Raw genomic sequence first — 22,576 nt, forward strand, 5'->3', positions numbered from 1 at the left:
GTCATGGAAACCCCGCCGACCGAGCACTCGGCAGCAGGCATCCGTCGGCAGCGCCCGGTGCGTGCCCGCGGGCCGCGCGAGAGCGTGCTGTCGCGGGTGAGCGCGATGACGGTCATGGCCGTCTTCACACTGTATTTTCTCGTGCCGATCTGGTGGCTCTTCGTGGCCGGCACCAAAAGCAGCTCGCAGTTCACGAGTACCAACCCGCTCTGGTTCGCCGATTTCAACCTGATCGAGAACATCACCGACCTGGTCACCTACCGGGATGGCGTCTACCTGCGCTGGATGCTCAACAGCATCGCTTACGCCGGCGGTGGGGCGCTGATCGCGACGATCCTCGCCGCCATGTGCGGCTACGCCCTCGCCAAGTACCGTTTTCCCGGGCGGGAAACCCTGTTCAACGTTGTGCTCGGCGGCGTTCTTGTGCCCGCTACCGCCCTGGCCCTGCCGCTGTTTCTGATTTTCAGCCAGATTAACCTCACCAACACGTTTTGGTCGGTGTTCCTGCCGAGCCTCGTCAGCCCCTTCGGCGTCTACCTCGCCCGCATCTACGCCGCGGCGAGTGTGCCAGATGAACTGATCGAGGCCGCCCGCCTCGACGGTGCCGGTGAGGTGCGCACCTTCTTCACCGTGTCGGTGCGGCTGATGACCCCCGCCCTGGTCACCGTGTTCCTCTTTCAATTCGTCGCGATCTGGAACAACTTCTTCCTGCCGCTCGTGATGCTGCGCGACGAGACGCTGTTTCCCGTGACCCTCGGCCTGTACGCCTGGAACTCCCAGGTGAACCAGATTCCCGAACTGCGCGGCTATGTGCTCATCGGTGCGCTGTTGTCCATCATCCCGCTCATCATCACCTTCCTGCTGCTGCAGCGGTTCTGGCGCAATGGCCTCGGTGCCGGCAGCGTGAAGTGACCCACCCCTAACTCTCTCCCGTCCCTCCCACATCACCCTCCCGAGAAAAGGATCACCATGTCCCGTACGAAACGAGCGGTCGTCGTTGCCCTGCTCACCGCCTCGACCGTCGCCCTCGTCGGCTGCTCCACCGGCGGTTCCTCCGCCAGTGGCGACGCCGACGCGGCCTCCTGCGAACCGTCAACCGGTCAGGTCGACCTCACCTTCACGTCGTGGATCCCCGGCATTGAAGACGTCGTCGACGTGTGGAACGAGGCGAATCCTGACATCCAGGTCGCCGTACAGACCGGGCCCAACGGCAACGGCGGCACCTACCAGAACTTCTTCAATCAGCTCAAGGCCGGAAATGCGCCTGACCTCGGTCAGATCGAATACGACGCGCTGCCCAACTTTCGGGTTCAGAACGGTCTGACCAACCTCGCCGCCTGCGACGGTGTGCTCGACGCCCAGAACGACTTCGTCGACTGGACCTGGGGTCAGGTCAACTTCGGCGAAGACGATGCCGTCTACGCGATCCCTCAGGATTCCGGACCGATGGCCATGTTCTACCGTTCCGACCTTTTTGCCGCGAACAACATCGCCGTGCCCACCACGTGGGCCGAATACGCGGTGGCCGCCGAGCAGGTTCGCGCCACGGGGTCGTACATCACCAATTTCTCCCAGAGCGACATCAACCAGTTCGCCGGCCTCGTCTGGCAGGCCGGCGGCACGTGGTTTGAGAACGACGGCACCGACTGGACCGTCGACCTCACGAGTGACGCCTCCGTCACGGTGGCCGACTACTGGCAGGACCTGATCGACCGCGACCTCGTCTCGACGAACCCGCCGTGGACCACCGAATGGGACAACGCCTACAACACCGGCGCCGCCTGGACCTGGACCTCCGCAGCCTGGGGTGCCAACTCGATCGCCAGCGGCGCACCCGACACGGCCGGCAAATGGTCTGTTGCACCGAGCCCGCAGTGGCAAGCCGGCGATGACGCCAGCGGTAACTGGGGAGGTTCCTCGACAGCCGTGTTCACCGGCTCCGAGCACCCCTTCGAGGCCGCACAATTCGCCCTCTGGCTGAACACCTCAGAGGAGTCCCTCACCATGCTCAATGAATCCGCGAACCTGTACCCGGCCGCCACCGACGGTCTGACCCTGCCGGTGCTGCAGGAGGGTGTGGAATTCTATGGCGGTCAGGCCATCTACGACGTCTTTGCCGACGCCTCGAGCACGGTCTCACCGGACTTCGTGTGGGGGCCAACCATGACGCAAACCTACAACGACGTCTCAGACGGTTTCAAGGCCGCTGTCACGGGCCAGGGAACCCTGCTCGAGGCCCTCACGAGCGGCCAGACGTCGACAATTGATGCCCTGAAGGCGCAGTCGATCCCCGTCAAGGAATAGGGTCGAACGCACCAGCACCAACCTCGATATCAACACACGCACCAGCAGGGAGATCTTCGTTGATTCACTACGGCCGTGCCGCGGGCACCAGTTTTGTTCTGGACACCCGCGGCTCGGGCGTTCCCCTGCTCGTGCACTGGGGCGGCGACCTCGGTCCGCTCGACCAGCCGCAGCTGCACCGGCTGGCGAATTCCGCGGTGCCGGCGATCCCGCCGAGCTCAATTGATCAGCCCCTGCGGCTGTCGCTCTTGCCGGCGTTGGGGGAGGGCTGGACCGGGCGCCCGGGAATCACCGGCTTCCGCAGTGAAGCGAAGCGCAGTGGTGCGCTGCGCTTCACGCTCGGAGGTATCGAATTCGTCGAAAGCAGCAGCCAGGGCATCATCTCGGTGGCCTTCGAACTGCTCGACACCGCGGCCGCGGTCGTGGTGACCACGGAGCTGCACCTCACCGCCGAAGGCGTGTTGCGCCTGCGGCACCGCGTCGAGAACCGGGGCGAGACCGCGTTCGAGCTGGGGGCTCTCGACATGATCGTGCCGGTGCCCGATCGCGCGAGGGAGATCCTCGATTTCACCGGACTGTGGACGCACGAACGCCGTCCCCAGCGCACAACACTCGGGCACGGCCTCTGGAGTCGAGAGTGCCGACACGGCCGCCCGGGGCACGACGACCCCTTTCTCACCGTGGCGGGGACGCCCGGATTCGGGTTTCGCACCGGTGAGGTGTGGGCGACCCATCTCGCCTGGAGCGGCGACAAGCGGGTCTGGGCCGAGAGCTCACCGCTCGGCCCCGTCGTGCTCGGTGTCGGAGAACTGCTCGCCCCCGGCGAGGTGAGCGTGCCGCCCGGCGACAGCTATACGGCGCCGTGGGCGGTGTTCGCCTACTCCGACCAGGGCCTCGACGGGCTGTCGCACCGGTTGCACTCGTGGATCCGCAGCTGGCCGTCGCGTCGGTCTGCCGTGCGCCCCGTCGTGCTCAACACCTGGGAGGCCGTGTACTTCGACCACGACCTGTCCACGCTCGAGCGTCTGGTGGATGCGGCGGCGCGGGTCGGCGTGGAACGCTTCGTTCTCGACGACGGCTGGTTCACCGGTCGCAGCGACGATCGGCGTGCCCTCGGCGACTGGTTCGTTGACGCGCGGGCCTGGCCGAGCGGGCTGCATCCGCTCATCGAGAAGGTGCAGGCGGCCGGAATGGACTTCGGGCTGTGGGTGGAACCCGAAATGGTCAGCCCCGACTCCGAGCTGGCCAGGAGCCATCCCGACTGGGTGCTGGGCGCGGATTCGCTCGGCCCTCCCGGCAGGCTGACCTGGCGCCATCAACTCGTGCTCGACCTCGGTAATCCGGCGGCTTTCAACTGGATTCTCGGGCGTCTCGACGCGCTGCTGACCGAGTATCCGATCAATTACCTCAAGTGGGATCACAACCGGGACCTGCTCGCCGGCTCGGCGCACGCTCAGACCGTGGCGCTGTACCGGCTGCTCGACGCGCTGCGCGCCCGGCATCCCCGGGTCGAGATCGAGTCCTGTGCCTCGGGCGGCGCCCGCATCGACCTGGGCATGCTCGAGCGTGTCGACCGAGTCTGGACCAGTGACACCAACGACCCGCTCGAACGCCAACAGATTCAGCGCTTCACGGGAGTGCTGGTGCCACCCGAATACCTCGGCGGGCACCTCGGCGCGCCGGTTGCGCACACCACCGGACGAACCGCGTCGCTCGGCTTTCGCCTGGGCACGGCGCTCTTCGGCAGCGCCGGCATCGAGTGGGACCTGACGCAGGCCAGCCCGGCCGAGCTCGCCGCGATCACCGAGTGGATTGGCCAGTACAAGGCCCTGCGGCCGCTGCTGCACGCCGGTGTCGTCGTGCACGCCGATGCCTCGGATCCGGCGCTCGAACTTCATGGCGTCGTATCACCCGACCGATCGGTGGCCGTGTTCGCGGCTGTCGCGCTTGCCGCGCCGCGCTCGGCCCTGCCGGCAGCGCTGCGCTTTCCCGGGCTGGACCCCGCCCGGATGTATCGCGTGCGGCCGCTCTCAGTAGGGTCGGCGCCGCGCACGATCCAGGATGCCCCGCCGCCCTGGCTCGAGAACGCTGAGACGACATTCAGCGGTACCGTGCTCGCCCGCGTCGGTTTGCCTCCCGCGCTGCTGGCCCCGGAACAGGTGGCTCTGTACTCCGTCACGGCCGTGGACTAGCCACCTGCGGTTTCGGTCAGCTGGCGCCGAGAACTCGAAATTGCGTGTCATGGCCGAGTGGGGCATCCGTCACCGTCAGGGAATCAACCACTGCCCACGGCGGGCCGGTCGACAGCCACTCCAGCATCCGGGCGACGGATGCCGCGGCCCCCTCCACCTGCGCCTCGACGCTGCCGTCGGGGTGGTTCCGTACGAACCCGGTGACGCCAAGCCTGTCTGCCTCGGCGCTGGCGTAGTACCGAAACCCGACGCCCTGCACCTGCCCGCGCACGATCACGCGCTTGCGCTGTCTCTCCTGCTCGTGATCGGTCGGCTGCATGCCCTCCATTGTGCCCGCTAGTCTGGGCAGCAGACCCCACCCCGGATATCGATCACGGATATCCAGACCCACTTTTCGAGGAGACACCCATGACGATCATGACCGCCGATCTCTATGACGAGCGCGGAGACGACCTCGCCTCCGTCTCGGTGCAGTTTCAGTCTCTCGGCGGTCAGGCCCGCTTCAGCGGACCGATCCGCACCGTCACCTGCTTCGAAGACAACGCGCGGCTGAAGGCGTTGCTCTCCACCCCCGGCGCCGGCGCGGTGCTCGTGATCGACGGCGGCGGGTCGCTCAACAGCGCACTCATGGGCGACATGATCGCCGATTTGGCCGTCGCCAACGGATGGGCCGGCGTGGTCATCAACGGAGCCATCCGGGACCGCGTGGCGATCAGCACCATGCCGCTCGGAGTAAAAGCCCTCGGCAGCAACCCCCGCAAGAGCACGAAAACCGGCTCGGGCACGACCGACGACGAGGTTGAGTTCGGCGGCGTGCGCTTTATCCCCGGCCACACCATCTTTTGCGACGAAGACGGCATCCTCGTCGAGCGCTAGCCGCCCGCGTCGCCCCCGCGTTGCGAGGTGCTCGGTGTCGACAAGCTCGACAACCCGCGCCGCTACGCGGGCGGGCGCGCCCATGCGTAACGACGCTGCGGACGGCCGGTCTGGCCGTAGCGCAGGGTGACCACGGCGTCGCCGATCTCGACCAAGCGTTCCAGGTACTTGCGGGCCACGACACGGGAGATCCCGAGGGCCTCGCCACACTCCGAAGCGGCGAGGTCGGGCGATGCGCTCCGCAAGGCCCGCTCGACGAGCAGACCGGTCTCCCGGCTCAAACCCTTCGGCACAGCCGGAGCCGTCGTGATCACTCCGGTCGGAGTTGCCCCGAGCAGCAGATCGAGGTCGTCCTGGTTGACCTCGCCGGGACGTGCGAGCAGCCTCCGCCGCTCTGCGTAGCCGGCGAGCCGGGCCTGCAGTTCGGTGATCTTGAACGGCTTGAGAAGGTAACTCACGATGCCGCCCTGCAGGGCCGCAGCGACCATTTCGGGTTCCCGCGCGGCGCTCAGCACGAGAAAGTCAAGTGTGTGTGCGCCCGTGCGCGCTCGGCGAATCACATCGAGCCCGGTCATGTCCGGCAGGTACATGTCGAGCAAAACGAGCTGCGGTCGCAACGCGGTGATCGCGGCGAGCGCCTGCGCGCCGGTATGGGCCACGCCCACCACCCGAAACCCGTCGAGTTTTTCCACAATGCGCTCGTGTGCTCGCGCCACCATGAAATCGTCGTCAACGATCAGGACTTCACACATGGGTCTCCTTGGGCGACGGATGCTGCCGCCCGCTCTCCGAGCTCGCCCGGGTCGGCAGAATGGCTTCGAAGACCGCACCATGCTCGTGCTGGTAAGTGATCTGGCCTCCACGTCGGGTCGTCACGAGCCGGACGATCGCGAGGCCGTAGCCGTGATCGGATCCGCTCGCAGAGACCGGCTTCGACGTGACGCCGACATCGAAGACGTGCTCCAGCAGGTCGGTGTCGATGCCTGGACCGGTATCGCGCACCGTCACGCGCACGGCCGACTCGGCGGGCAGTTCCCCTGCGGGTAGCTGAACCGCGGGTAGTTCCACCTCGCGCAGGTCGACTTCGCGCACGTCGACTTCCACGAGGCGCACCTCCGCTCCGCCGATGACCTCGCCGACCGCATCGAGGGCGTTGTCAATAAGGTTGCCGAGAACGGTCACAAGGTCGGTCGACAATTGCGCATCGACCCGGGGCAGGGCCGAGCCGCCGGTCAGGGTCAGCTCGGCGCCGCGTTCCCGGGCGAGCGACGTCTTCGCGATCAGCAGCGCGGCGACGGCCGGTTCCTGCACCCGGGTCAGGACGGTGTTGTCGAGCTCGGTGCGTTCCCGGGTGACGGCGTCGATGTACTCGACCGCGGCATCCGGGTCGCCGAGCTGCATCAACATCGAAATCGTGTGCAGCCGGTTCGCGAATTCGTGAGTCTGCGCGCGCAGGGTGTCGGTGGCCTGGCGGCTGCTGCCGAGGTCGTGCTGCAGCGTGACGAGTTCGGTACGGTCCCGCAGGGTCGTCACCACCTCGGGGCGGCCGCGCGGGGGGTGGATCGTGGTCTGGTTGAGCACCAGCAACACGCCTCCGTTGACGAGGGCAGAGTCGTGATCGTCGATGCCGTGGCTGCTCAGAGCCTGCACCGCGGCCGCTTCGAGGCCGACCTCATCGATCCGGGAACCCTCGGCCGTGCCGGGTAACCCCAGCAGGCTGCGCGCACTGTCATTGACCAGGGTGATGATTCCGTCGGCGTCGACGGCGATGATGCCCTCACGGATGCCGTGAATCATGGCTTCCCGGTGTTCCACGAGCCGGGCGATCTGGTCGGGTTCGAGCCCGAGGGTCTGGCGTTTCACGCGGGCCGCGAGCAGCAGGGATCCGGCGATGCCGAGCACAGCGGCGACTCCGAGGTAGGTCAACAGGTTCGGTGCCGCAGCGGCGAGCAGTCCGACAAGCTCCGGAATCTCGCGGCCGGCGATGATGGTCGCGACCTGGCCGCCGGAATTGGAGATGACGGGTACCTGCCCGAGCACGTGCGGCTTCGTGCCGAGGGGTGCTTCCCCGCCCCAGGCGCCGCCGGCGCCGTTCGTCCCGGTGTCGGCACGGCCCGGCACCAGCGTGGTGCCGAGCAACCTTGGATCGGCGGGTGAGGCGATGACGCGGCCAGCGGCATCCGTCACGATGAGCTGGTCGACCCCGGTCGTGGTGCGCAGCGACTCGACCGGCGCCGTCAGCTGCTGGGGCACTACGTCATCGGCCGACAGGAGGCTACGCAAGAGCGGATTCGCCGCGGTGTACTCCGCAACGGCGAGCATGCGACGCTCGGCCTGGCTGGCAAAGCCGGTGCGGGACTGCTCGACCGAGATCGCGGTGACGGCGAGCAGCACCAACGCGATCAGGATCAGCTGAAACATGAGCAGCTGTCGGGTGAGGCTGAACCGAGAACGCCCGAACGGCGTGCGGCGAACCGGTGCAGGCGAAGCGATCGGCACGGCTCCTCCTTTCAAGACAACAGTGGCCAAGAGAATAATCGCTCATTCCACCGACAAAATGAAAACCGGAATGAACGCCTCCGCTGCAACCACAAGCTCCACAACATCCGTTGCAACCACAAGTTGTGTCTCAACCGTTCAATTCTGCACACTAGGGCGAGGCAGCATCGACGCTGTCCCCAACACCACTATCAAAACAATCAAAGAGGATTGCAATGACTACTCACACAGCGGCACGGCGCCTGTTCGGCACCGCCTTCATCGCCACGGCCCTGGTCGTTGCACTCAGCGCCTGCGGTGTCACCGGCACCGCCACCGTGGCCGCCACCAACAGCGGCCCAATCGAAAACCTCCAGGTTATGGTGCCCAACGCCCCCGGCAGCGGCTACGACGTCACCGGCCGCGCGGCCGTGAAGGTCATGGACGACATCGGTGTCGCCACCGGCACCGAGGTCACCAACCTCGCCGGTGCCGGCGGCACGGTGGGACTGGCCCGCACCCTCACAGAGACCGGTAACGCGGACTTTCTTCTCATGATGGGTCTCGGCGTCGTTGGCGCCGCGTACACGAATGAGGGCGATGCCAAGGTCGCCGACGCGACCCCGATCGCCCGGCTCATTGAAGAGGCCGGCGCGATCTTCGTGCCCGCCGACTCTCCGTATCAGACCCTCGACGACATGATCACGGCGTGGAAGGTCGACCCGGCCAGCTTTGCCGTGGGCGGCGGCTCTTCGCCGGGCGGCCCGGACCACCTGCTGCCGATGCAGCTGGCAGATGCCGTGGGAATCGACCCGAGCACCGTGAACTTCATCACCTACGACGGCGGCGGCGAGCTGCTTCCCGCGATTCTCGGTGGCAAGCTGCAGTTTGCAGCCTCGGGCTACGGCGAGTTTCTCGAACAGGTCAAGGCCGGCGAGCTGCGAGTGCTCGCAGTCACGAGTGAGGAGCGCGTTCCCGTGCTCGAGGATGCACCGACCCTGACCGAAGAGGGTGTTGACCTGGTCTTCACCAACTGGCGTGGGTTCCTTGCCGCCCCCGGCCTCAGCGACGAGCAGACCGCACGTCTGGTCACTGCGGTAACCGAGATGCACGACAGTGAGGAATGGGCCGCCGTGCTCGAATCCAACGGCTGGACGGACGCCTTCGCCACCGGCGACGAGTTTGCCGGGTTCCTCACCGAGCAGGACGAGCGCGTGGCCACGGTTCTCGAAAGCCTGGGCCTGGTATGAGTTCGAGCACCGCGGGTACCCCGGTCACGGGAGCCCCCGCGACGGGAACTCCAACCGTGAGCCGCGTGCCCGCGGTGCTGCGTGGCCGGTCGGAGCTGGGCGTCGCCGCCCTGCTGGCCGTTCTCGCCACCATCGTCGCCTGGGACGCCGCGCACATCAAGCAGCTGAGTATCAACGTCGGTGTGATGGGGCCGCAGGTCGTTCCCAACATCATCGCGGTCGGCCTCGGCCTGTGCGCCATCGCGCTGACCGTTGATGTACTGCGCGGCGGCGCAGCCGATGCCGAAGACGGCGAAGACATCGACCTGTCTCAGGGTGCCCACTGGCCGACCGTGTTCGGACTGGCCGGCGTCATTCTTGCCTACGCCCTCACCATGGAATTTCTCGGCTACGTCATTGCGAGCGCGCTGCTGTTCTATGGCTCCTCGCTTCTTCTCGGGTCGAAACGCTACCTCTGGGCTCTCGTGATTGGGGCGCTGCTCGCCGTAGGAACCTTCTACGGCTTTGTACTCGGGCTTGGTATTCCGCTGCCGGCCGGCCTGTTGACAGGAATTCTCTGATGGAGAATCTCTCTCTTCTGATGGATGGGTTTGCCAACGCGCTGACCCTGCAGAACCTGCTCTTCGCCCTCATCGGCGTGCTGCTCGGCACAGCTGTGGGCGTACTGCCCGGCATCGGGCCGGCCATGACTGTCGCCCTCTTGCTGCCGCTGACCTACGCGCTCGACGTCACCAGCGCACTCATTATGTTCGCGGGGATCTACTACGGCGGCATGTACGGTGGCTCGACGACCTCGATTCTGCTGAACACGCCGGGGGAGTCCTCCTCGGTCGTCACCGCCCTCGAGGGCAACAAGATGGCGAAGGCCGGACGTGGTGCTCAGGCGCTCGCCACGGCTGCCATCGGCTCCTTCGTGGCCGGTACCCTGGCCACCGGCGGGCTCGTCTTCGTGGCTCCCTTCATCGTGTCCATCGCGATCAGCCTCGGCGCTCCCTCGTACTTCGCAATGATGGTGTTCGCGTTCGTGGCGGTCAGTACCGTGCTCGGTTCCAGTCGCATCCGCGGTCTGGCGTCACTGTTCATCGGACTGACGATTGGCCTGGTCGGTATGGATGTCACCACCGGCCAGCCGCGCCTCACGTTCGGTCAGCCGCTGCTCTCCGGCGGCATTGACGTGGTCGTGATCGCCGTGGCGCTCTTCGCTGTCGGCGAGGCCCTCTGGATCGCCGCGCACCTGCGCAATGGCAAGCCGGCCACGATTCCGGTCGGTGTGCCGTGGATGGCTAAAGACGACTGGAAGCGCAGCTGGAAGCCCTGGCTGCGCGGTACCGTCATCGGTTTCCCGTTCGGCGCGATTCCGGCCGGCGGGGCCGAGATCCCCACGTTCCTCTCCTACGTCACCGAGAAAAAGCTCTCCAAGCACCCCGAACAATTCGGTCACGGCGCCATCGAGGGCGTGGCCGGCCCGGAGGCGGCCAACAACGCATCCGCTGCCGGCACGCTCGTGCCGCTGCTCACGCTCGGACTGCCGACCACGGCCACCGCCGCGGTCATGATCGCCGCCTTCAACCAGTACGGGATCCCCCCGGGACCGCTCTTGTTCGAAACGGAGCCGTTGCTGGTCTGGACCCTGATCGCGAGTCTGTTCATCGGCAACACGCTGCTGCTCGCCATCAACCTGCCGCTCGCGCCGCTCTGGGCAAAGCTACTGCGCATTCCACGGCCGTACCTCTACGGCGGCATCCTGTTCTTCGCGACCCTCGGCGCCTACGCGGCCGGAATGCAGACCTTCAACATTGTGATTCTGCTGCTCATCGGGGCACTGGGTTACATGGCCCGTCGATTCGGATTCCCGGTGCTGCCAATCATCGTCGGGGCCATCCTCGGCCCGGAGATGGAACGCCAGCTGCGCCGCTCGCTGCAAATCAGCAGCGGCGACCCGGCTGCGCTGGTCAGCGAACCGGTGCCGGTCGTCATCTACACGGTGCTCGCCGTGTTCCTGCTGGTGCCGCCGCTCGTGAAGTCGATCCGTCGTCGTCGCGCCGGAACAAGAACGGGTACGGGCGGAACAGATGGAACGGGTGGCGGCGGCGCCGGCCCGACAATCCCGGCACCGGATGCTCCCGATTCCAGTCGCGTCCCAACACGTGTCGCGCAGACTCACCCGGAGCACCACCCGAGCGCCTTTCATCCCGACGCCCGCGCCTAACTGCCGGGTCGAACCGGCGCGCAACGACTCACCCGCTTGCTTCGGCGAGAGCGGGTGAGTCGTTGTTGGTGTGCCTTACCGTCGATCAGGTCGCCGCGTGCGAAAAAGGCCGTAATGCGTAGGGCGAGTCTGCTGGTTTTGGTGGGCGCTGCAGCAGCGAGCGGTTGTGCCGCGGCGTTGGGCGTCAAGATGCGGGCCGCCGGGGTACGGGCCGCCGGGGTGTCGAGTGCGGAGCGTGGGGTGTCGGTGGGTGGTGAGAGGCTCGGGTTGAGGCGAGGCGATTTCCGGCAGGTGACGGATGTTGCACCTCGTTCAGTCGGCAGACTGGGCCGCTACTCGGGGTGTCGATAAATACCAGACTCAGGAAAAGTTCTTGAGATTCTCTGGTATTTTTCTTCATTCAGGAGTAAACTGAGAATATGTCACAGACACTCCCGTCGGACACAGATGCCGACCACAATCCGGTTTCACGCCTCGCCCACATCACCGAGCAACTCGCCGACACTCTCGAAGGGATCGTCTTCCCGCTGGTCGCCGATGACNACTCTCGAAGGGATCGTCTTCCCGCTGGTCGCCGATGACGAGTCGCTCGCACTGCTCGATGGGCTCGAGCAACTCGGCCGCCGCCTCGATGGCGCCCGCGTCGCCTCAACAGCGGAGGTCGCCCGCCGCGCCGACATCGAGTACGACGGCGGCACCGACACCCTGTCTGAGCGCATGGGGTGCACGGGCAAGCTCGACCTGATCATGAGCGTCACCCACGTGTCGGTGCGGGAAGTGAAGCGACGCATCAGCCTCGGAGCGCTGACGTCCGTGCGGTCAGAGGTGGGACAGCTGCGACCGGCCGTGTTTCCCGCCGTGAGTGCGGCACTGGCCGCCGGGGAGATCGGCGTGGACTCGGCCGAGATCATCGTGAAAGGCCTGCAGGAGGTCATCCGGCAGGCCGACCCCTCGGACCTGCACCTCGCCGAACGAGTGCTCGTAGCCAACGCGACGGGCGCCCTCAACGACGACACCGCCGGTCTCCCCGGCGCCGGCATCGCTCTGCCCGCTGACCGGATGCGAGTGTTGGTACACGAGTGGCAGGCCCGACTTGACCCCGACGGCATCGCACCCCAGGAAGAGGCTCGGGAGGCCAAGAGCAGCATCAGCTTCGGCTCATTCGAACGAGGCCTCTACCGAATCTTCGGCGGCGTCACCCCCGACCTGCGGGGCGAGTTCGAGACGTATTTCGCGTCGCGGCTGTCGGCGCGGGCGACGGTGAAGTTTCTGCCCACCGCCGGACCGGCTGAGCTGGCCGGGGCCGACGGGTCCGACGTCGTGCCTGACACCGAGCTGGCCGGGTCCGACGGGGCCGACGTCGTGCCTGACGCCGAGGTCGTTGATATCGACCGTCGCCCCGCCGGGGAAAAGCGGGCCGACATTCTGCGTGACATGGTCCGCGAAGCGGCCCGCGACCCCAAAGCCGGGGTCATGGGCGGCTCCGCCCCCACCGTCACCGTGCACGTCAACGCCGTCGACCTCAACGCCGGCCGCGGCGTCGGCTGGATCGACGGGGTTGAGGCCCCGGTCTCGCTCACGACCGTGGATCAGGCCCTCTGCAGCGGCGGATTCATCCCGATCCTGTTCGGTCCGAATAACGAGGTGCTGCGCGTTGGCGATAAACGGCGGGCGTTCTCCCCAGCGATGACCAAAGCCATCATGTCTCGCGACGGCGGCTGCATCATCCCGGGTTGCGACATCCCGGCCTACTGGACCGAACTCCACCACGTGAAAAGCTACGCCCAGGGCGGCAAAACCGAAGTCGCCAACGGGGTCTGCCTCTGTTATCGACATCACCACGCCATCGACACCTCGGGCTGGCAGATCCGCATGACCAACGGCAGGCCCGAAGTACTCGGGCCCGCATGGATAGACCCGAGCCAAACGTGGCGGCCCGCCCAAAACCACCGCGCCAACCGCGCCGTGAACTAACCCGCGATGCCCGCAGCACCCACGCCGCCCGCGACCAGCGAAGCGCTCGCGAGCGAGCAGTTTTGGCTCTTCCTGAGGTCTTCCCGTGCGTGGGAAGCGCCCAAACTGCTCACTCGCGAAGGGTGGAAACTTGTCTGGACGGGCCTCGGCCGTGCCAGACGGCACCACCACCACCACGCATGAGCAGACGCGGCCTAGACGGGTGCGGGTGCGGGGCGCACGGGCAGCACGGTGTCGAAGGCGGCGCCGTCGGCGAATTCATAGCCGACGCTGCCGCCGCGACGAGTGGCAATGAGCTGCACGATGGCGAGGCCGAAACCCGGGTCGGCGCGGTGCCGCACCGGAGCCTGGGTGACGCGTTCCACCTCGAAAATGTGGTCGATCAGTCCGGCGGCGATGCCCGGGCCGGTGTCGTGCACGCGCACCCGTACCTCGACCAGACGGGCCGCGAGCGGTGCGTCGGAACCCGCGGCGAGGGTGTCGATCTGTACCGTGAGCTGCCGCACGGTCGATCCCTCGACCGAGTCGAGGGCGTTGTCGAGCAAAATGCCGAGCACGGTGACCACGTCGGCACTCGTCGCCGGGTCGAGCCGCGGCAGCTCGCTATCGACGGTCAGTCGCAGGGCGGCGCCGCGTGCGCTGACCACGGCGGTGCGTTTGATCAACAGGGCCGCCACGAGCGGGTCCATGATGCGGGTCAACGGTCCGCGCTGCTCGGCGCAGATCGCTGCCAGATAGTCAGCAGATCCTGCGCTGACGGATGTCGTTCCGAGCCTCGCCAGCACCTCGACGGTATGCACGCGGTGCGTGAATTCATCCGTTTGATCGCTCGGCGAGGGCAGCTGCATCGGGCCGGGCGTGCTGGCGCCGGGCAGCCGCAGGGTGACCAGTTCGGTGCGGTCGCGCAGTGTGGTGACGGTTTCGGAGCGACCCCGCAGTGGCTGAACGGTGACCTGGTTGAGTACGAGCATGCGGCCGGCGGCGACGCAGGCCCGGTCGCGGTCGTCGCTGCCGCGGGCGCTCAACGCGTGTACCGCACCGGCATCGAAGCCCAGGTCGGTCAGCGACGTGCCGACCGCCGCGGTCGGAAGCCCGAGCAGCAGACGCGCGGTCTCATTGAGCCGAGTGACGAGTCCGCGGGAGTCCACCGCGATGACGCCCTCGCGAATGCCGCCGAGGGCGAGTTCGCGCTCGGCGAGCAGCGCGGTGAGCCGCGCATCGGGCGAGGCACCGAGGGCGCCAGGGGTGACGGCGACGCGGGTGCCGGAGACACTGTCGGAGGAGACGAGGTTGCCGGTGGTGGGCGACCTGTCACCTTCACGGTGTGCCGCCGGGGCAACCGGCGCGCGGCCGAACAGGCGGCGCAGCCCGGCCCGCAGCCCTGACCTCGCCGGCGTTGCCGGGGGCGGTGTTGAGGTGGGCGGTGTTGAGGGGGACGGTGTTGATGGGGACGTTGTCGATGGGGACGTTGTCGAAGGCGGCGGTATGGCCTCCGAACCTGGCACGGCTACGTCGCCGGTGTCGGCCTCGGTGCCTGCCTCGGCGTCGGTCAGGTCGGGGGACCCGGCCTGGGCGGGAGGCTCTGACGGCCCACCGGCGGGGCGCTCCGAACCGGCGGAAGCGGCCGAAGCCGAGGGGGAAACGTTCGGGTCTTGGAGCATCCGTCGCAATCGCTCTGGCCACCGAAGTGGCGAGGCCAATTCTACCGCCGGAGGGCCGGGCCGCCCACACACAAAGCCCCGGCGACACTGCCGGGGCTTCGTGAGGCGGGGTGAGCCGCCGGTTGGTGCCGGGACTGGCCCGGAATTCGGTTAGCGCGCGACGTCGTCGATGCGCAGCACGGTGAAGTTGGCGTCGAGCTCCACGTCACGGTCTTCGCCGCTCGGAAGGGTGACCTCGACCTCATACAGGTGGTCGTTATCATCGCTGATGTCGAACTCAGTGACCGTTCCGCTGCCAACGGCCGCGAGAGCGGCCGCTTCGGCGCTGGCGCGGGCGTCACCGGATGTCGCGGCGGCAGCTTCCGCGGCGGCAGCTGCTGCTGCTGCTGCGGTGGCCTCGGCTGCGGCAGCATCGGCGGCGGCATCAGCGGTCGCACTGGGGACAGCAGGCGAGCCGTTGTTGTCGTCGTCGTTCGAGTCGTAGTCGCCGACCCAGATGACCTCGAAGGAGTCGTTCAACTCGACGTCGACCTCGTCGCCGTTGTCGAGGCGCACCTCGATCGCGTAGGAGGCGCCGTCATCATTGGTGTGCTCAGCGCTGGTCACCGTTCCGGTGCCGACCTCTGCCAGGGCCGCGTTGCTGGCGCGCTCCAGGGTCGTGCCGGTGAGTCGGCCGTCATCGTCGGCATTGACGGCGACGGCGATGCCGACTCCGCCCAGAACGAGCACGAGTGCGGCGGCACCGGAAATCAGGGCAGTCTTCTTTTGCATGGTGCAGGTGTCCTCAAGTTGATTGTGCTCAGCTTGCGTGGCACCCGGATGGGTGCCACTATCGGCGCGCCGTGGGCAAGCAAAGCGTTATCGGATGCACAGCCCAATCCCAGCCAGACAGCCCCAGCCCAGCCAGACAGCCCCGGCCCGGCCGGCGCGCCCGCGGAACGTCTACGGGGTGTTCGGCACCGGCCGCTCGTCTGCGGGGGACGCGAGTGCGGAACGTGAGTGGGTGGCCAGAAGGCGCGATGTGGCATCCGTCGCCTCGAAGCGGGTGAGCAGGGCCCGCAACTGTGCGCTCCGTTCGACGGCCGGATTGCGGGTGCGCGGCAGGTGCAGGGCGAGTAGTTCGCCGGGGATCGGGAAATTCGTGTAGGCGTCCGTCAGAAACTGCTCAAGCCGCTTCTTGACGAAGGTGTCCTCCGCCCACGGCCGCGGAAGGCGGGTGGGGTCGGCGAGCGGATCGAAACCGAGCAGCTCGACCCGGCGGTCGGCCGCCGCGAGCCCGGCGGCCTCATTGCGCGTGTGCCACTCGGGGTCGGCGAGTCGACGAGCCGTGAACCACAGCGTGCCGCCGATCAGCAGACCCAGCCCGCCCAGATGCGCGACCGGGTTCAGGGACGTTCCGGTCAGAAAAAACAGCAGCAGGGTCAACGCCCAGACGATGGGGGAGAAAATCAGCACCGCGACCGAACCGGTGTGCAGCACCGCCGAGCGTTCGTTGCGTGGCGACGGCGGCAGGTGGTACCCCGACGCGAACGCGCTGCGTTCGTCGGGGGTGATGACCCGGGCGGCATCAACCTGCCAGGCGGCAAGCACGGCTGCGTCACGGGCGCCGATCGCCTCGGCGAGCAGGGTGGCTCCGGGCGCCCAATCGCCGTAGCGCTGCCCGTCGACGGATTGCACCCAGAGTCGATAGTTCTCGTGACGCTGCTCACTGAATCCGCTCAGTTCGGCGCGAAAGGTGGCGGCGGCGGCAGCGGCTTCGCGCTGGGAGATCGCGAGATCGAGCCGGCCGACGAGCGGGCTGGCCGCGGCCGATGCGGTGAATGCCGACACGGCGAAGGAGGCAGCGCTCTCTGCTATCGAGGCGACGGTGGCCAGGTCGCTCTCCATCGTCACCCCCGATATCGTCACCCCTGATCGGAACCGCGCCAGACTCGGCGCCTGCCCCCAAGAAAAACAGCACGCACTCTCAGTCGTAACACAACGGATGCCCGCTCCGGCCGTAATGGAGCCGGTCGGCTCGAACGGGGGGCGTGCGCGGTGCCGGAGTGCCGCATCCGCTGGCGAGTCAGCCTGGATACTCGAGCCGAGTAGCCCCGGCATCTGCAACCCTCGCGATCGCGTTGATCTGAGAACCTCTCGGTCTGGCACGCGATCCCACATTTGCCCGCCCCGCTACGTCCAGTTCGGGGGCTGCGTGCACTCGGAGTTCGGTCACTAGATTCGGCAGCCGAGAGGGGATCTGTATGTCAGAAACGCACACTATGCGGCAGCGTTTTGCGGCCCAGTCCGTCATTGAGGTTTTGCTGCTGGAACAGAGCCTGATCAGGCCCCGGTCACGGTTTGCCCGTCTGGCCGGGCGGTCGCCGCTCGGTGCCGACAGCCTCCCGTGGTACCTCGGGGCGCAGGGTGAAATCGCTGTCGCCGCGCTGCTGGCCGGACTGCCCGGCGGCTGGACCGTCTTTCACGCGCTGCCCGTGCGAACCCGGGAGTGCGATATCGATCACCTGCTGGTCGGCCCGGCGGGGGTGTTCACCATCACCACCAAGCTGCACCGCGGAGCCGCGATCTGGGTCGCCCACCGCACCCTGATGGTCGGCCGGGAGAAGAAGCCCTACATTCGCGACGCGGAGTTCGAGGCCCATCGCCTCACCCGGATGCTGCGCGATCTCACGCCCCTGCGCACCTCCGTTCGGCCCGTTGTCGCCTTTGTCGCCGCGAAGCGCATCACCATTCGTGAGCGCCCCGCCCAGGTCAAGGTCATCGACGCCGATGACCTGCGGCGCTGGCTGACGACCTTACCGACCGTGCTCGGCCCGGCCGAGCGGATGGCGCTCGTCGCCCTGATCGACAGCCCCGACACCTGGAGTGCGCTGCCCGCAATCGAACCCGACGAGCTGCGGGAGCGGTTTCTGCAGCTCGACGAGGCCGTGCGGGGAGCGCGCCGACGCCGCATCGGCTGGGGAATGCTCGCCGCTGCGCTTCTGGGCGCTGCCCTGACCCTTGTTGTCGTGTTGTCCCCGCTCGGCGCGCGGCTGCTCTGACTCAGCCTGCGACTCAGGCTGCGACTCAGGCTGCTTCGACTCAGGCTGCTTCGACTCGCGCTGCTTTGCGGGCAGAGCGCCCACGCATCAGCCCCACCGCAGTGACGGCGGCTCCGGCCGCATAGGCCACGAAATCCAGTGCCACGAACGTCGTTCCCAGCACGAGGGCTGCCGGCGCGAAAGTCTGGGCGATCGTCAGCGGCACCCCGGTGAGCTGGAACAGTTCCACGAGGGCGCAGAGCGCAAACCCGATCGCTGCGATGGTCAGCGGATGCTGCCGCGGTGCCACGAAGGCGACCACGAGACACACGAACACCGCGTAGAGGGCGCCGCCCAGAAGATCCCCCGTCAGACCGGTCACGATGGAGTGCACCGCGAGCCCGGCCGCGATCACGGCCAGTGCGGTCAGGGCCAGGGTGAGGCGACCGGTCAGTGGTGCGGTGTTGGTTGGCGGTGCCGTGCTGGCTGGCGGTGCCGTGCGGCGTGATTTCCCCATGCTTCAGCCTAGGGCTGCCCCCGCCCACAGCGTCTCGCGGCGCGTCCAACCCGAGAAGCCACATGGCCACAACTGGTCCCGCGGGTGGGGTCGGTCGGCATCCGCTTTCGTATATATAGAGGACCGCCCAACTAGACTCGCTGAGGATGACTGAGCAATCGAAGCCCGAGCCACTGACGTCCGTGCCGCCCCTGCCCGATGCGCCGCCCGACCCGGCGCTCGCCGCCGTCGACAACGTGATCGATCTGATGGCCGCGAAGGAACGCCTGCACGCCCAGACCGCGGGGGAGCAGATTCCCACACCGGCCACCGGGCCGACGGATGCCGCCTCCTTCTTCGCCGAGCGCACCAAGCGTCCGCTGCCGCTGCTGACTCCGCCGCGGGAGCCGCACCGGTTGCGCGTGCGCGTCGAACTCGACCACTCCGCCCCGCCGATCTGGCGGCAGCTGAGCCTGCCGGGCGACATCCGCCTCGACCGGCTGCACGAGGTGCTCCAGGTCGCCATCGGCTGGGACGAGACCCACCTGCACCAGTTCACCCCCGCGGGCGACCCTCTCGGCTACGAGACCGAGGGAATCCTCACCCCCTTCGCCCGCGAGGAAGGTGATGAGGGAATCATGGAGAGCGAGTTGCGCCTCGATCAATTTCTCGCGGCACCCGGTGACCTGCTGCATTACACCTACCACTTCGGCGACGGCTGGGACCACACCCTCACCCTCGATGCCGTCGACGATGCCACCCCGCACGCCGTGCCGACGGATGCCGCGGTGCGCTGCCTCGACGGCGCCCGCAAGGGCCCTCCCGAAGACGTCGGCGGCATGACCGGTTACGACCATGTGCTGGAAGTCGCCTCTGACCCCGACCACCGCGAGTATCAGGAGATGGCGGAACGGATCAGCCTGCTCGACCTGGTCGACTTCGTCGACGAGATCGACCTCGCCGCCATCAACCGCGGGCTCGAGCGTCTCGGCCGGGCCGACGCCGGCCTCGAGCGGCTCGACCTCGACCCGGCAGGCGCGAACCACTGGGACGGGCCCAACGCCGCGCACACCACGGAGCCCTGATTCGCCGCGGCCAGGGTCGAGGCGCAGCGCTATCTCGCCGGATACGTCGGTGCCACCACACTCGCGGCTCAGCGATGGGTGGCGAGCCACTCGGCCGCGGCCGCTGCGTCGATGCGCACGGCGGCCTGGTGCAGCGACTGGCGCGCCATGTGTTCCGGCCGGCGACGCAGAACAAGCCAGACAATGCCGAGCCCAATGAACCACAGCGGGGTCACGAGCAGCGCCTCGAGGGTGTCGGCCTTCTGAGTGAGCGCCCAGATCAGGAATGCGAAGAACGCGAGCAGCACATAGGACATGTACAGTCCACCGGGCATTCTGAACTTCGATGCCGCGTGCAGTTCCGGGCGGCGCTTGCGGTACACGATGTAGCTCACCACGATGATGCCCCACACGAAGATGAACAGTACCGAGGCCATGGTCGTCACGACGGTGAACACTTCGATGATCGACGAGCTCGCGTAGAGCAGCACGGCGGACACCAGCAGGAACATGCACGAGAACAGCAGGGCGTTGGCCGGGACCTTGTGCTGGCTCAGGCGCTGAAAGCGACCCGGTGCTGTGCCCTCGATCGAGAGCCCGAACAGCATTCTCGAGGTGGAATACAACCCGGAGTTCGCCGAGGAGGTCGCGCTCGTGAGCACGACGAAGTTGATGACGGCGGCGGCCGCGCCGAGCCCGGCGAGGGCGAACATCGCCACGAACGGGCTCACGTCGGCGGTGACCTCACGCCACGGCGTGACCGTCATGATCATGATGAGGGCCAGAACGTAGAACAGCATGATGCGCAGCGGAATGGAGTTGATCGCCTTGGGCAGGTTCTTCTCCGGGTGCTGCGCTTCGGCGGCCGTGGTGCCCACGAGCTCGACGCCGAGGAACGCGAAGACAGACAGTTGGAAGCCGGCGATGAACCCCATCGGGCCGGTCGGGAACAACCCGCCGTCATTCCACAGGTTGCTGAAACTGGCCGGCGTGCCGCTGGGGGACTGGAAGTTCGTGAACACCATCACGAGGCCCACGACGATCAGGGTGACGATGGCAATGATCTTGATCAGCGCGAACCAGAATTCGGTCTCGCCGAACGCCTTGACGCTCGTCAGGTTGAAGGCCAGCAGCACTAAGACCGCGCCGAGCGCCGGGATCCAGAGTGGCAGATCGGGCCACCAGAAGCTCGCGTAGAGGGCGATCGCGATGAGCTCGGCGATGGCGGTCACGATCCAGCAGAGCCAGTAGGTCCAGCTGGTGAAGAAGCTGGCCCACGGCCCGAGCAGGTCCCCGGCGAAATCGCTGAACGACTTGTATTCGAGGTTGCTCAACAGCAGTTCGCCCATGGCACGCATCACGAAGAAGAGCATGAAGCCGATGATCATATAGACGAAGATCACCGAAGGACCGGCAAGCGAAATGGTCTTGCCCGAGCCCATGAACAGGCCCGTTCCGATGGCCCCGCCGATGGCGATCAGCTGAATGTGCCGATTCGACAGGGATCGCGCGAGGTGCGGAGGTGCACCGTGCGGCTGCGAGCCGGATGATGGTTGGGCGACGGATGCCCCGGGCCGCCCGGCGGGCGACGTCAGTCTAGACATGATCTTCTTCCTTGAAGTTTGTATTGACTCAATTTGTGTCCGGGGTGGATGCCGCGCGCACCTCGGCGCGCGGCATCCGTCGCCTGCGGGCTAGGCCGTGACGAGCGCCGGGGCGTCGGTGACGAGGTCGGTCCAGCTGGCGAGCGGCAGGTCGAGCGCGATGCTCACCGAACGGTTCGCGACCTGGCCGGCGGCGATGTTCAGCCCGCCGGCGAGAGCGGCGTCGCGCTCGAACGCGGCGCGCACGCCGCGGTCGGCGATCGAAATCGCGTAGGGCAGCGTGACGTTGGTCAGCGCGAGGGTCGAGGTCTGCGGAACGGCGCCGGGCATGTTGGCGACGCAGTAGAAGATCGAGCCGTGCACGGCGAAGGTCGGGTCCTCGTGCGTGGTGGCGTGGGTGCCCTCGAAGCAGCCGCCCTGGTCAACGGCGATGTCCACGAGCACCGAACCCGGCTTCATGCGCGAGACGAGCTCGTTGGTGACGAGCTTGGGGGCCTTCGCGCCCGGAATCAGCACGGAACCGATCACGAGGTCGGCCTCGGTGACGGCTCGGTCGATCTCGTAGGCGTTGGAGGCGATGGTCTTCAGGCGTCCGGCGTACTGGGCGTCGAGTTCGCGCAGGCGGTCGATGTTGATGTCGAGGATGGTGACGTCGGCGCCCATGCCGATGGCCATGGCGGCGGCGTTGGAGCCGGCGACGCCGGCGCCGATCACGGTCACCTTGGCGGCGCGCACTCCGGGAACGCCGCCCATCAGGATTCCGGGGCCACCGCCGGGGCGGGTCATCGATGCGGCGCCGACCTGAACGGCCAGTCGCCCGGCGACCTCGCTCATCGGGGCGAGCAGGGGAAGCGAACGGTCGGCCTTCTGCACGGTCTCGTAGGCGATGGCGGTGACGCCGGCCTCGAGCAGGGCGGTGGCGAGTTCGGGCTCGGCCGCGAGGTGCAGGTAGGTGAAGAGGATCAGGCCCTGACGAAAGTAGATGTACTCGGCCGTGATCGGCTCTTTTACCTTGAGGATCATGTCGGCGCCGGCCCACACTGAGGCGGCGGTGGCGACGATGTCGGCGCCGGCGGCCGCGTAATCGGCGTCGGTGAATCCGGAGGCGATTCCGGCTCCGGCCTGTACGAGCACGGTGTGGCCGTGAAGCTTCGCTTCGTGGACTCCGGCGGCGGTGATCGCCACGCGGAATTCGTTGTTCTTCACTTCGGTCGGGACGCCAATGATCAAGGGGAACTCCTCGTATAGGTGCGGGGTGCCGCACGGCTTCGGGCGACCCGTGTAACGCTAAACCCGGTTTTTTGCGCGGCTCCGGCGCGCGGCGCCCTCGGCAGACCGGTTCGCGGGCCGCCCACATGCCCCGCGCCCGGGGGGTGGACGCCCGGTTGACCCGCGCTCGGGCCGCAGATCCGCGTGATTCCGGCACCGGATGCCCCGCTCGGCCCCCG

At 67.3% G+C, this 22,576-nt stretch carries 19 protein-coding genes; 10 read left to right on the forward strand and 9 right to left on the reverse strand.

Annotated features, from left to right (window positions below; translation table 11 throughout):
- The first annotated feature begins 3 nt into the window (after window positions 1-3).
- Genes E3T55_RS09890 through E3T55_RS09900 form a run of 3 tightly spaced genes read left to right on the forward strand, consistent with a single transcriptional unit; the run spans window position 4 to window position 4,496 of the window.
- Window positions 4-912: a carbohydrate ABC transporter permease gene (locus tag E3T55_RS09890; RefSeq protein ID WP_198418555.1), complete on the forward strand. Its 909-nt coding sequence runs from the start codon at window positions 4-6 to the stop codon at window positions 910-912.
- Between the two features lie 57 nt (window positions 913-969).
- Entirely contained in the window at window positions 970-2,304 is a 1,335-nt protein-coding gene (locus tag E3T55_RS09895) for an ABC transporter substrate-binding protein (RefSeq protein ID WP_134519404.1), read from the forward strand.
- 59 nt (window positions 2,305-2,363) lie between these two features.
- Complete coding sequence (locus E3T55_RS09900) at window positions 2,364-4,496, forward strand: alpha-galactosidase (protein WP_241992995.1); 2,133 nt, start codon at window positions 2,364-2,366, stop codon at window positions 4,494-4,496.
- A gap of 16 nt (window positions 4,497-4,512) precedes the next feature.
- On the opposite strand, the gene E3T55_RS09905 is transcribed toward E3T55_RS09900, so the two are convergent.
- Window positions 4,513-4,815, reverse strand: coding sequence for an acylphosphatase (locus E3T55_RS09905; protein ID WP_134519406.1), 303 nt, complete (start codon window positions 4,813-4,815; stop codon window positions 4,513-4,515).
- An 89-nt stretch (window positions 4,816-4,904) separates the two neighbouring features.
- Between E3T55_RS09905 and rraA the strand changes: the two genes are divergently transcribed.
- A complete protein-coding gene (gene rraA, locus E3T55_RS09910) occupies window positions 4,905-5,372 on the forward strand; it encodes a ribonuclease E activity regulator RraA (protein WP_134519407.1) in 468 nt (155 codons plus the stop codon).
- A gap of 62 nt (window positions 5,373-5,434) precedes the next feature.
- On the opposite strand, the gene E3T55_RS09915 is transcribed toward rraA, so the two are convergent.
- Together E3T55_RS09915 and E3T55_RS09920 are read right to left on the reverse strand one after the other, a co-directional pair.
- Entirely contained in the window at window positions 5,435-6,124 is a 690-nt protein-coding gene (locus E3T55_RS09915) for a response regulator (protein ID WP_134519408.1), read from the reverse strand.
- Window positions 6,117-7,871 carry a sensor histidine kinase gene (locus E3T55_RS09920; protein WP_134519409.1) on the reverse strand — a complete coding sequence of 585 codons (1,755 nt, stop codon included), beginning with the start codon at window positions 7,869-7,871 and terminating at the stop codon, window positions 6,117-6,119. Before E3T55_RS09920 ends, E3T55_RS09915 begins: the two co-directional genes overlap by 8 nt.
- Window positions 7,872-8,086: 215 nt before the next feature.
- On the opposite strand from E3T55_RS09920, the gene E3T55_RS09925 reads away from it, so the two are divergent.
- From E3T55_RS09925 to E3T55_RS09940, 4 genes are all read left to right on the forward strand, one after another.
- The gene (locus tag E3T55_RS09925; RefSeq protein WP_134519410.1) at window positions 8,087-9,100 is read left to right on the forward strand and encodes a Bug family tripartite tricarboxylate transporter substrate binding protein; all 1,014 of its coding nucleotides are present in this window, start codon (window positions 8,087-8,089) and stop codon (window positions 9,098-9,100) included.
- Window positions 9,097-9,660 (forward strand): tripartite tricarboxylate transporter TctB family protein, encoded by a 564-nt coding sequence (locus E3T55_RS09930; protein WP_134519411.1) that lies wholly within the window; start codon window positions 9,097-9,099, stop codon window positions 9,658-9,660. The genes E3T55_RS09925 and E3T55_RS09930 overlap by 4 nt, the downstream gene beginning before the upstream one ends.
- Window positions 9,660-11,309, forward strand: a complete 1,650-nt coding sequence (locus E3T55_RS09935; RefSeq protein WP_134519412.1) for a tripartite tricarboxylate transporter permease — start codon at window positions 9,660-9,662, stop codon at window positions 11,307-11,309. The genes E3T55_RS09930 and E3T55_RS09935 overlap by 1 nt, the downstream gene beginning before the upstream one ends.
- A gap of 537 nt (window positions 11,310-11,846) precedes the next feature.
- Window positions 11,847-13,283, forward strand: a complete 1,437-nt coding sequence (locus E3T55_RS09940) for an HNH endonuclease signature motif containing protein (RefSeq protein ID WP_166791734.1) — start codon at window positions 11,847-11,849, stop codon at window positions 13,281-13,283.
- A 194-nt stretch (window positions 13,284-13,477) separates the two neighbouring features.
- Here E3T55_RS09940 and E3T55_RS09945 read toward each other — a convergent pair whose 3' ends face one another.
- From E3T55_RS09945 to E3T55_RS09955, 3 genes are all read right to left on the reverse strand, one after another.
- Window positions 13,478-14,944 carry a sensor histidine kinase gene (locus tag E3T55_RS09945; RefSeq protein ID WP_134519414.1) on the reverse strand — a complete coding sequence of 489 codons (1,467 nt, stop codon included), beginning with the start codon at window positions 14,942-14,944 and terminating at the stop codon, window positions 13,478-13,480.
- Window positions 14,945-15,094: 150 nt separating this feature from the next.
- Window positions 15,095-15,715 (reverse strand): PepSY domain-containing protein, encoded by a 621-nt coding sequence (locus tag E3T55_RS09950; protein WP_134519415.1) that lies wholly within the window; start codon window positions 15,713-15,715, stop codon window positions 15,095-15,097.
- Window positions 15,716-15,886: 171 nt separating this feature from the next.
- Entirely contained in the window at window positions 15,887-16,837 is a 951-nt protein-coding gene (locus E3T55_RS09955) for a hypothetical protein (protein WP_134519416.1), read from the reverse strand.
- 350 nt (window positions 16,838-17,187) lie between these two features.
- Here E3T55_RS09955 and E3T55_RS09960 point away from each other — a divergent pair, with 350 nt between their 5' ends.
- Window positions 17,188-17,985 (forward strand): nuclease-related domain-containing protein, encoded by a 798-nt coding sequence (locus tag E3T55_RS09960; RefSeq protein WP_134519417.1) that lies wholly within the window; start codon window positions 17,188-17,190, stop codon window positions 17,983-17,985.
- A 40-nt stretch (window positions 17,986-18,025) separates the two neighbouring features.
- Here the strand turns inward: E3T55_RS09960 and E3T55_RS09965 are convergent, their stop codons facing one another.
- The gene (locus E3T55_RS09965; RefSeq protein WP_134519418.1) at window positions 18,026-18,481 is read right to left on the reverse strand and encodes a ribosomal maturation YjgA family protein; all 456 of its coding nucleotides are present in this window, start codon (window positions 18,479-18,481) and stop codon (window positions 18,026-18,028) included.
- A 146-nt stretch (window positions 18,482-18,627) separates the two neighbouring features.
- On the opposite strand from E3T55_RS09965, the gene E3T55_RS09970 reads away from it, so the two are divergent.
- A complete protein-coding gene (locus tag E3T55_RS09970; protein ID WP_134519419.1) occupies window positions 18,628-19,545 on the forward strand; it encodes a plasmid pRiA4b ORF-3 family protein in 918 nt (305 codons plus the stop codon).
- Between the two features lie 68 nt (window positions 19,546-19,613).
- On the opposite strand, the gene cycA is transcribed toward E3T55_RS09970, so the two are convergent.
- Window positions 19,614-21,128, reverse strand: coding sequence for a D-serine/D-alanine/glycine transporter (cycA, locus tag E3T55_RS09975; protein WP_134519420.1), 1,515 nt, complete (start codon window positions 21,126-21,128; stop codon window positions 19,614-19,616).
- Between the two features lie 90 nt (window positions 21,129-21,218).
- Window positions 21,219-22,358 carry an alanine dehydrogenase gene (gene ald, locus E3T55_RS09980; protein WP_134519421.1) on the reverse strand — a complete coding sequence of 380 codons (1,140 nt, stop codon included), beginning with the start codon at window positions 22,356-22,358 and terminating at the stop codon, window positions 21,219-21,221.
- Window positions 22,359-22,576: the final 218 nt, after the last annotated feature.

Origin of the sequence: Cryobacterium frigoriphilum, from assembly GCF_004403305.1 — a bacterium.
In the GTDB taxonomy this organism is placed as follows: domain Bacteria; phylum Actinomycetota; class Actinomycetes; order Actinomycetales; family Microbacteriaceae; genus Cryobacterium; species Cryobacterium frigoriphilum.

Coding starts and splice junctions, on each gene's coding strand:
- E3T55_RS09960 (WP_134519417.1), top strand. CDS start 17,188: ATGTCAGAAACGCACACTATGCGGCAGCGTTTTGCGGCCCAGTCCGTC.
- E3T55_RS09925 (WP_134519410.1), top strand. CDS start 8,087: ATGACTACTCACACAGCGGCACGGCGCCTGTTCGGCACCGCCTTCATC.
- E3T55_RS09965 (WP_134519418.1), bottom strand. CDS start 18,481: ATGGGGAAATCACGCCGCACGGCACCGCCAGCCAGCACGGCACCGCCA.
- E3T55_RS09970 (WP_134519419.1), top strand. CDS start 18,628: ATGACTGAGCAATCGAAGCCCGAGCCACTGACGTCCGTGCCGCCCCTG.
- rraA (WP_134519407.1), top strand. CDS start 4,905: ATGACGATCATGACCGCCGATCTCTATGACGAGCGCGGAGACGACCTC.
- E3T55_RS09915 (WP_134519408.1), bottom strand. CDS start 6,124: ATGTGTGAAGTCCTGATCGTTGACGACGATTTCATGGTGGCGCGAGCA.
- E3T55_RS09930 (WP_134519411.1), top strand. CDS start 9,097: ATGAGTTCGAGCACCGCGGGTACCCCGGTCACGGGAGCCCCCGCGACG.
- E3T55_RS09905 (WP_134519406.1), bottom strand. CDS start 4,815: ATGCAGCCGACCGATCACGAGCAGGAGAGACAGCGCAAGCGCGTGATC.
- E3T55_RS09890 (WP_198418555.1), top strand. CDS start 4: ATGGAAACCCCGCCGACCGAGCACTCGGCAGCAGGCATCCGTCGGCAG.
- E3T55_RS09950 (WP_134519415.1), bottom strand. CDS start 15,715: ATGCAAAAGAAGACTGCCCTGATTTCCGGTGCCGCCGCACTCGTGCTC.
- E3T55_RS09945 (WP_134519414.1), bottom strand. CDS start 14,944: ATGCTCCAAGACCCGAACGTTTCCCCCTCGGCTTCGGCCGCTTCCGCC.
- E3T55_RS09935 (WP_134519412.1), top strand. CDS start 9,660: ATGGAGAATCTCTCTCTTCTGATGGATGGGTTTGCCAACGCGCTGACC.
- E3T55_RS09895 (WP_134519404.1), top strand. CDS start 970: ATGTCCCGTACGAAACGAGCGGTCGTCGTTGCCCTGCTCACCGCCTCG.
- cycA (WP_134519420.1), bottom strand. CDS start 21,128: ATGTCTAGACTGACGTCGCCCGCCGGGCGGCCCGGGGCATCCGTCGCC.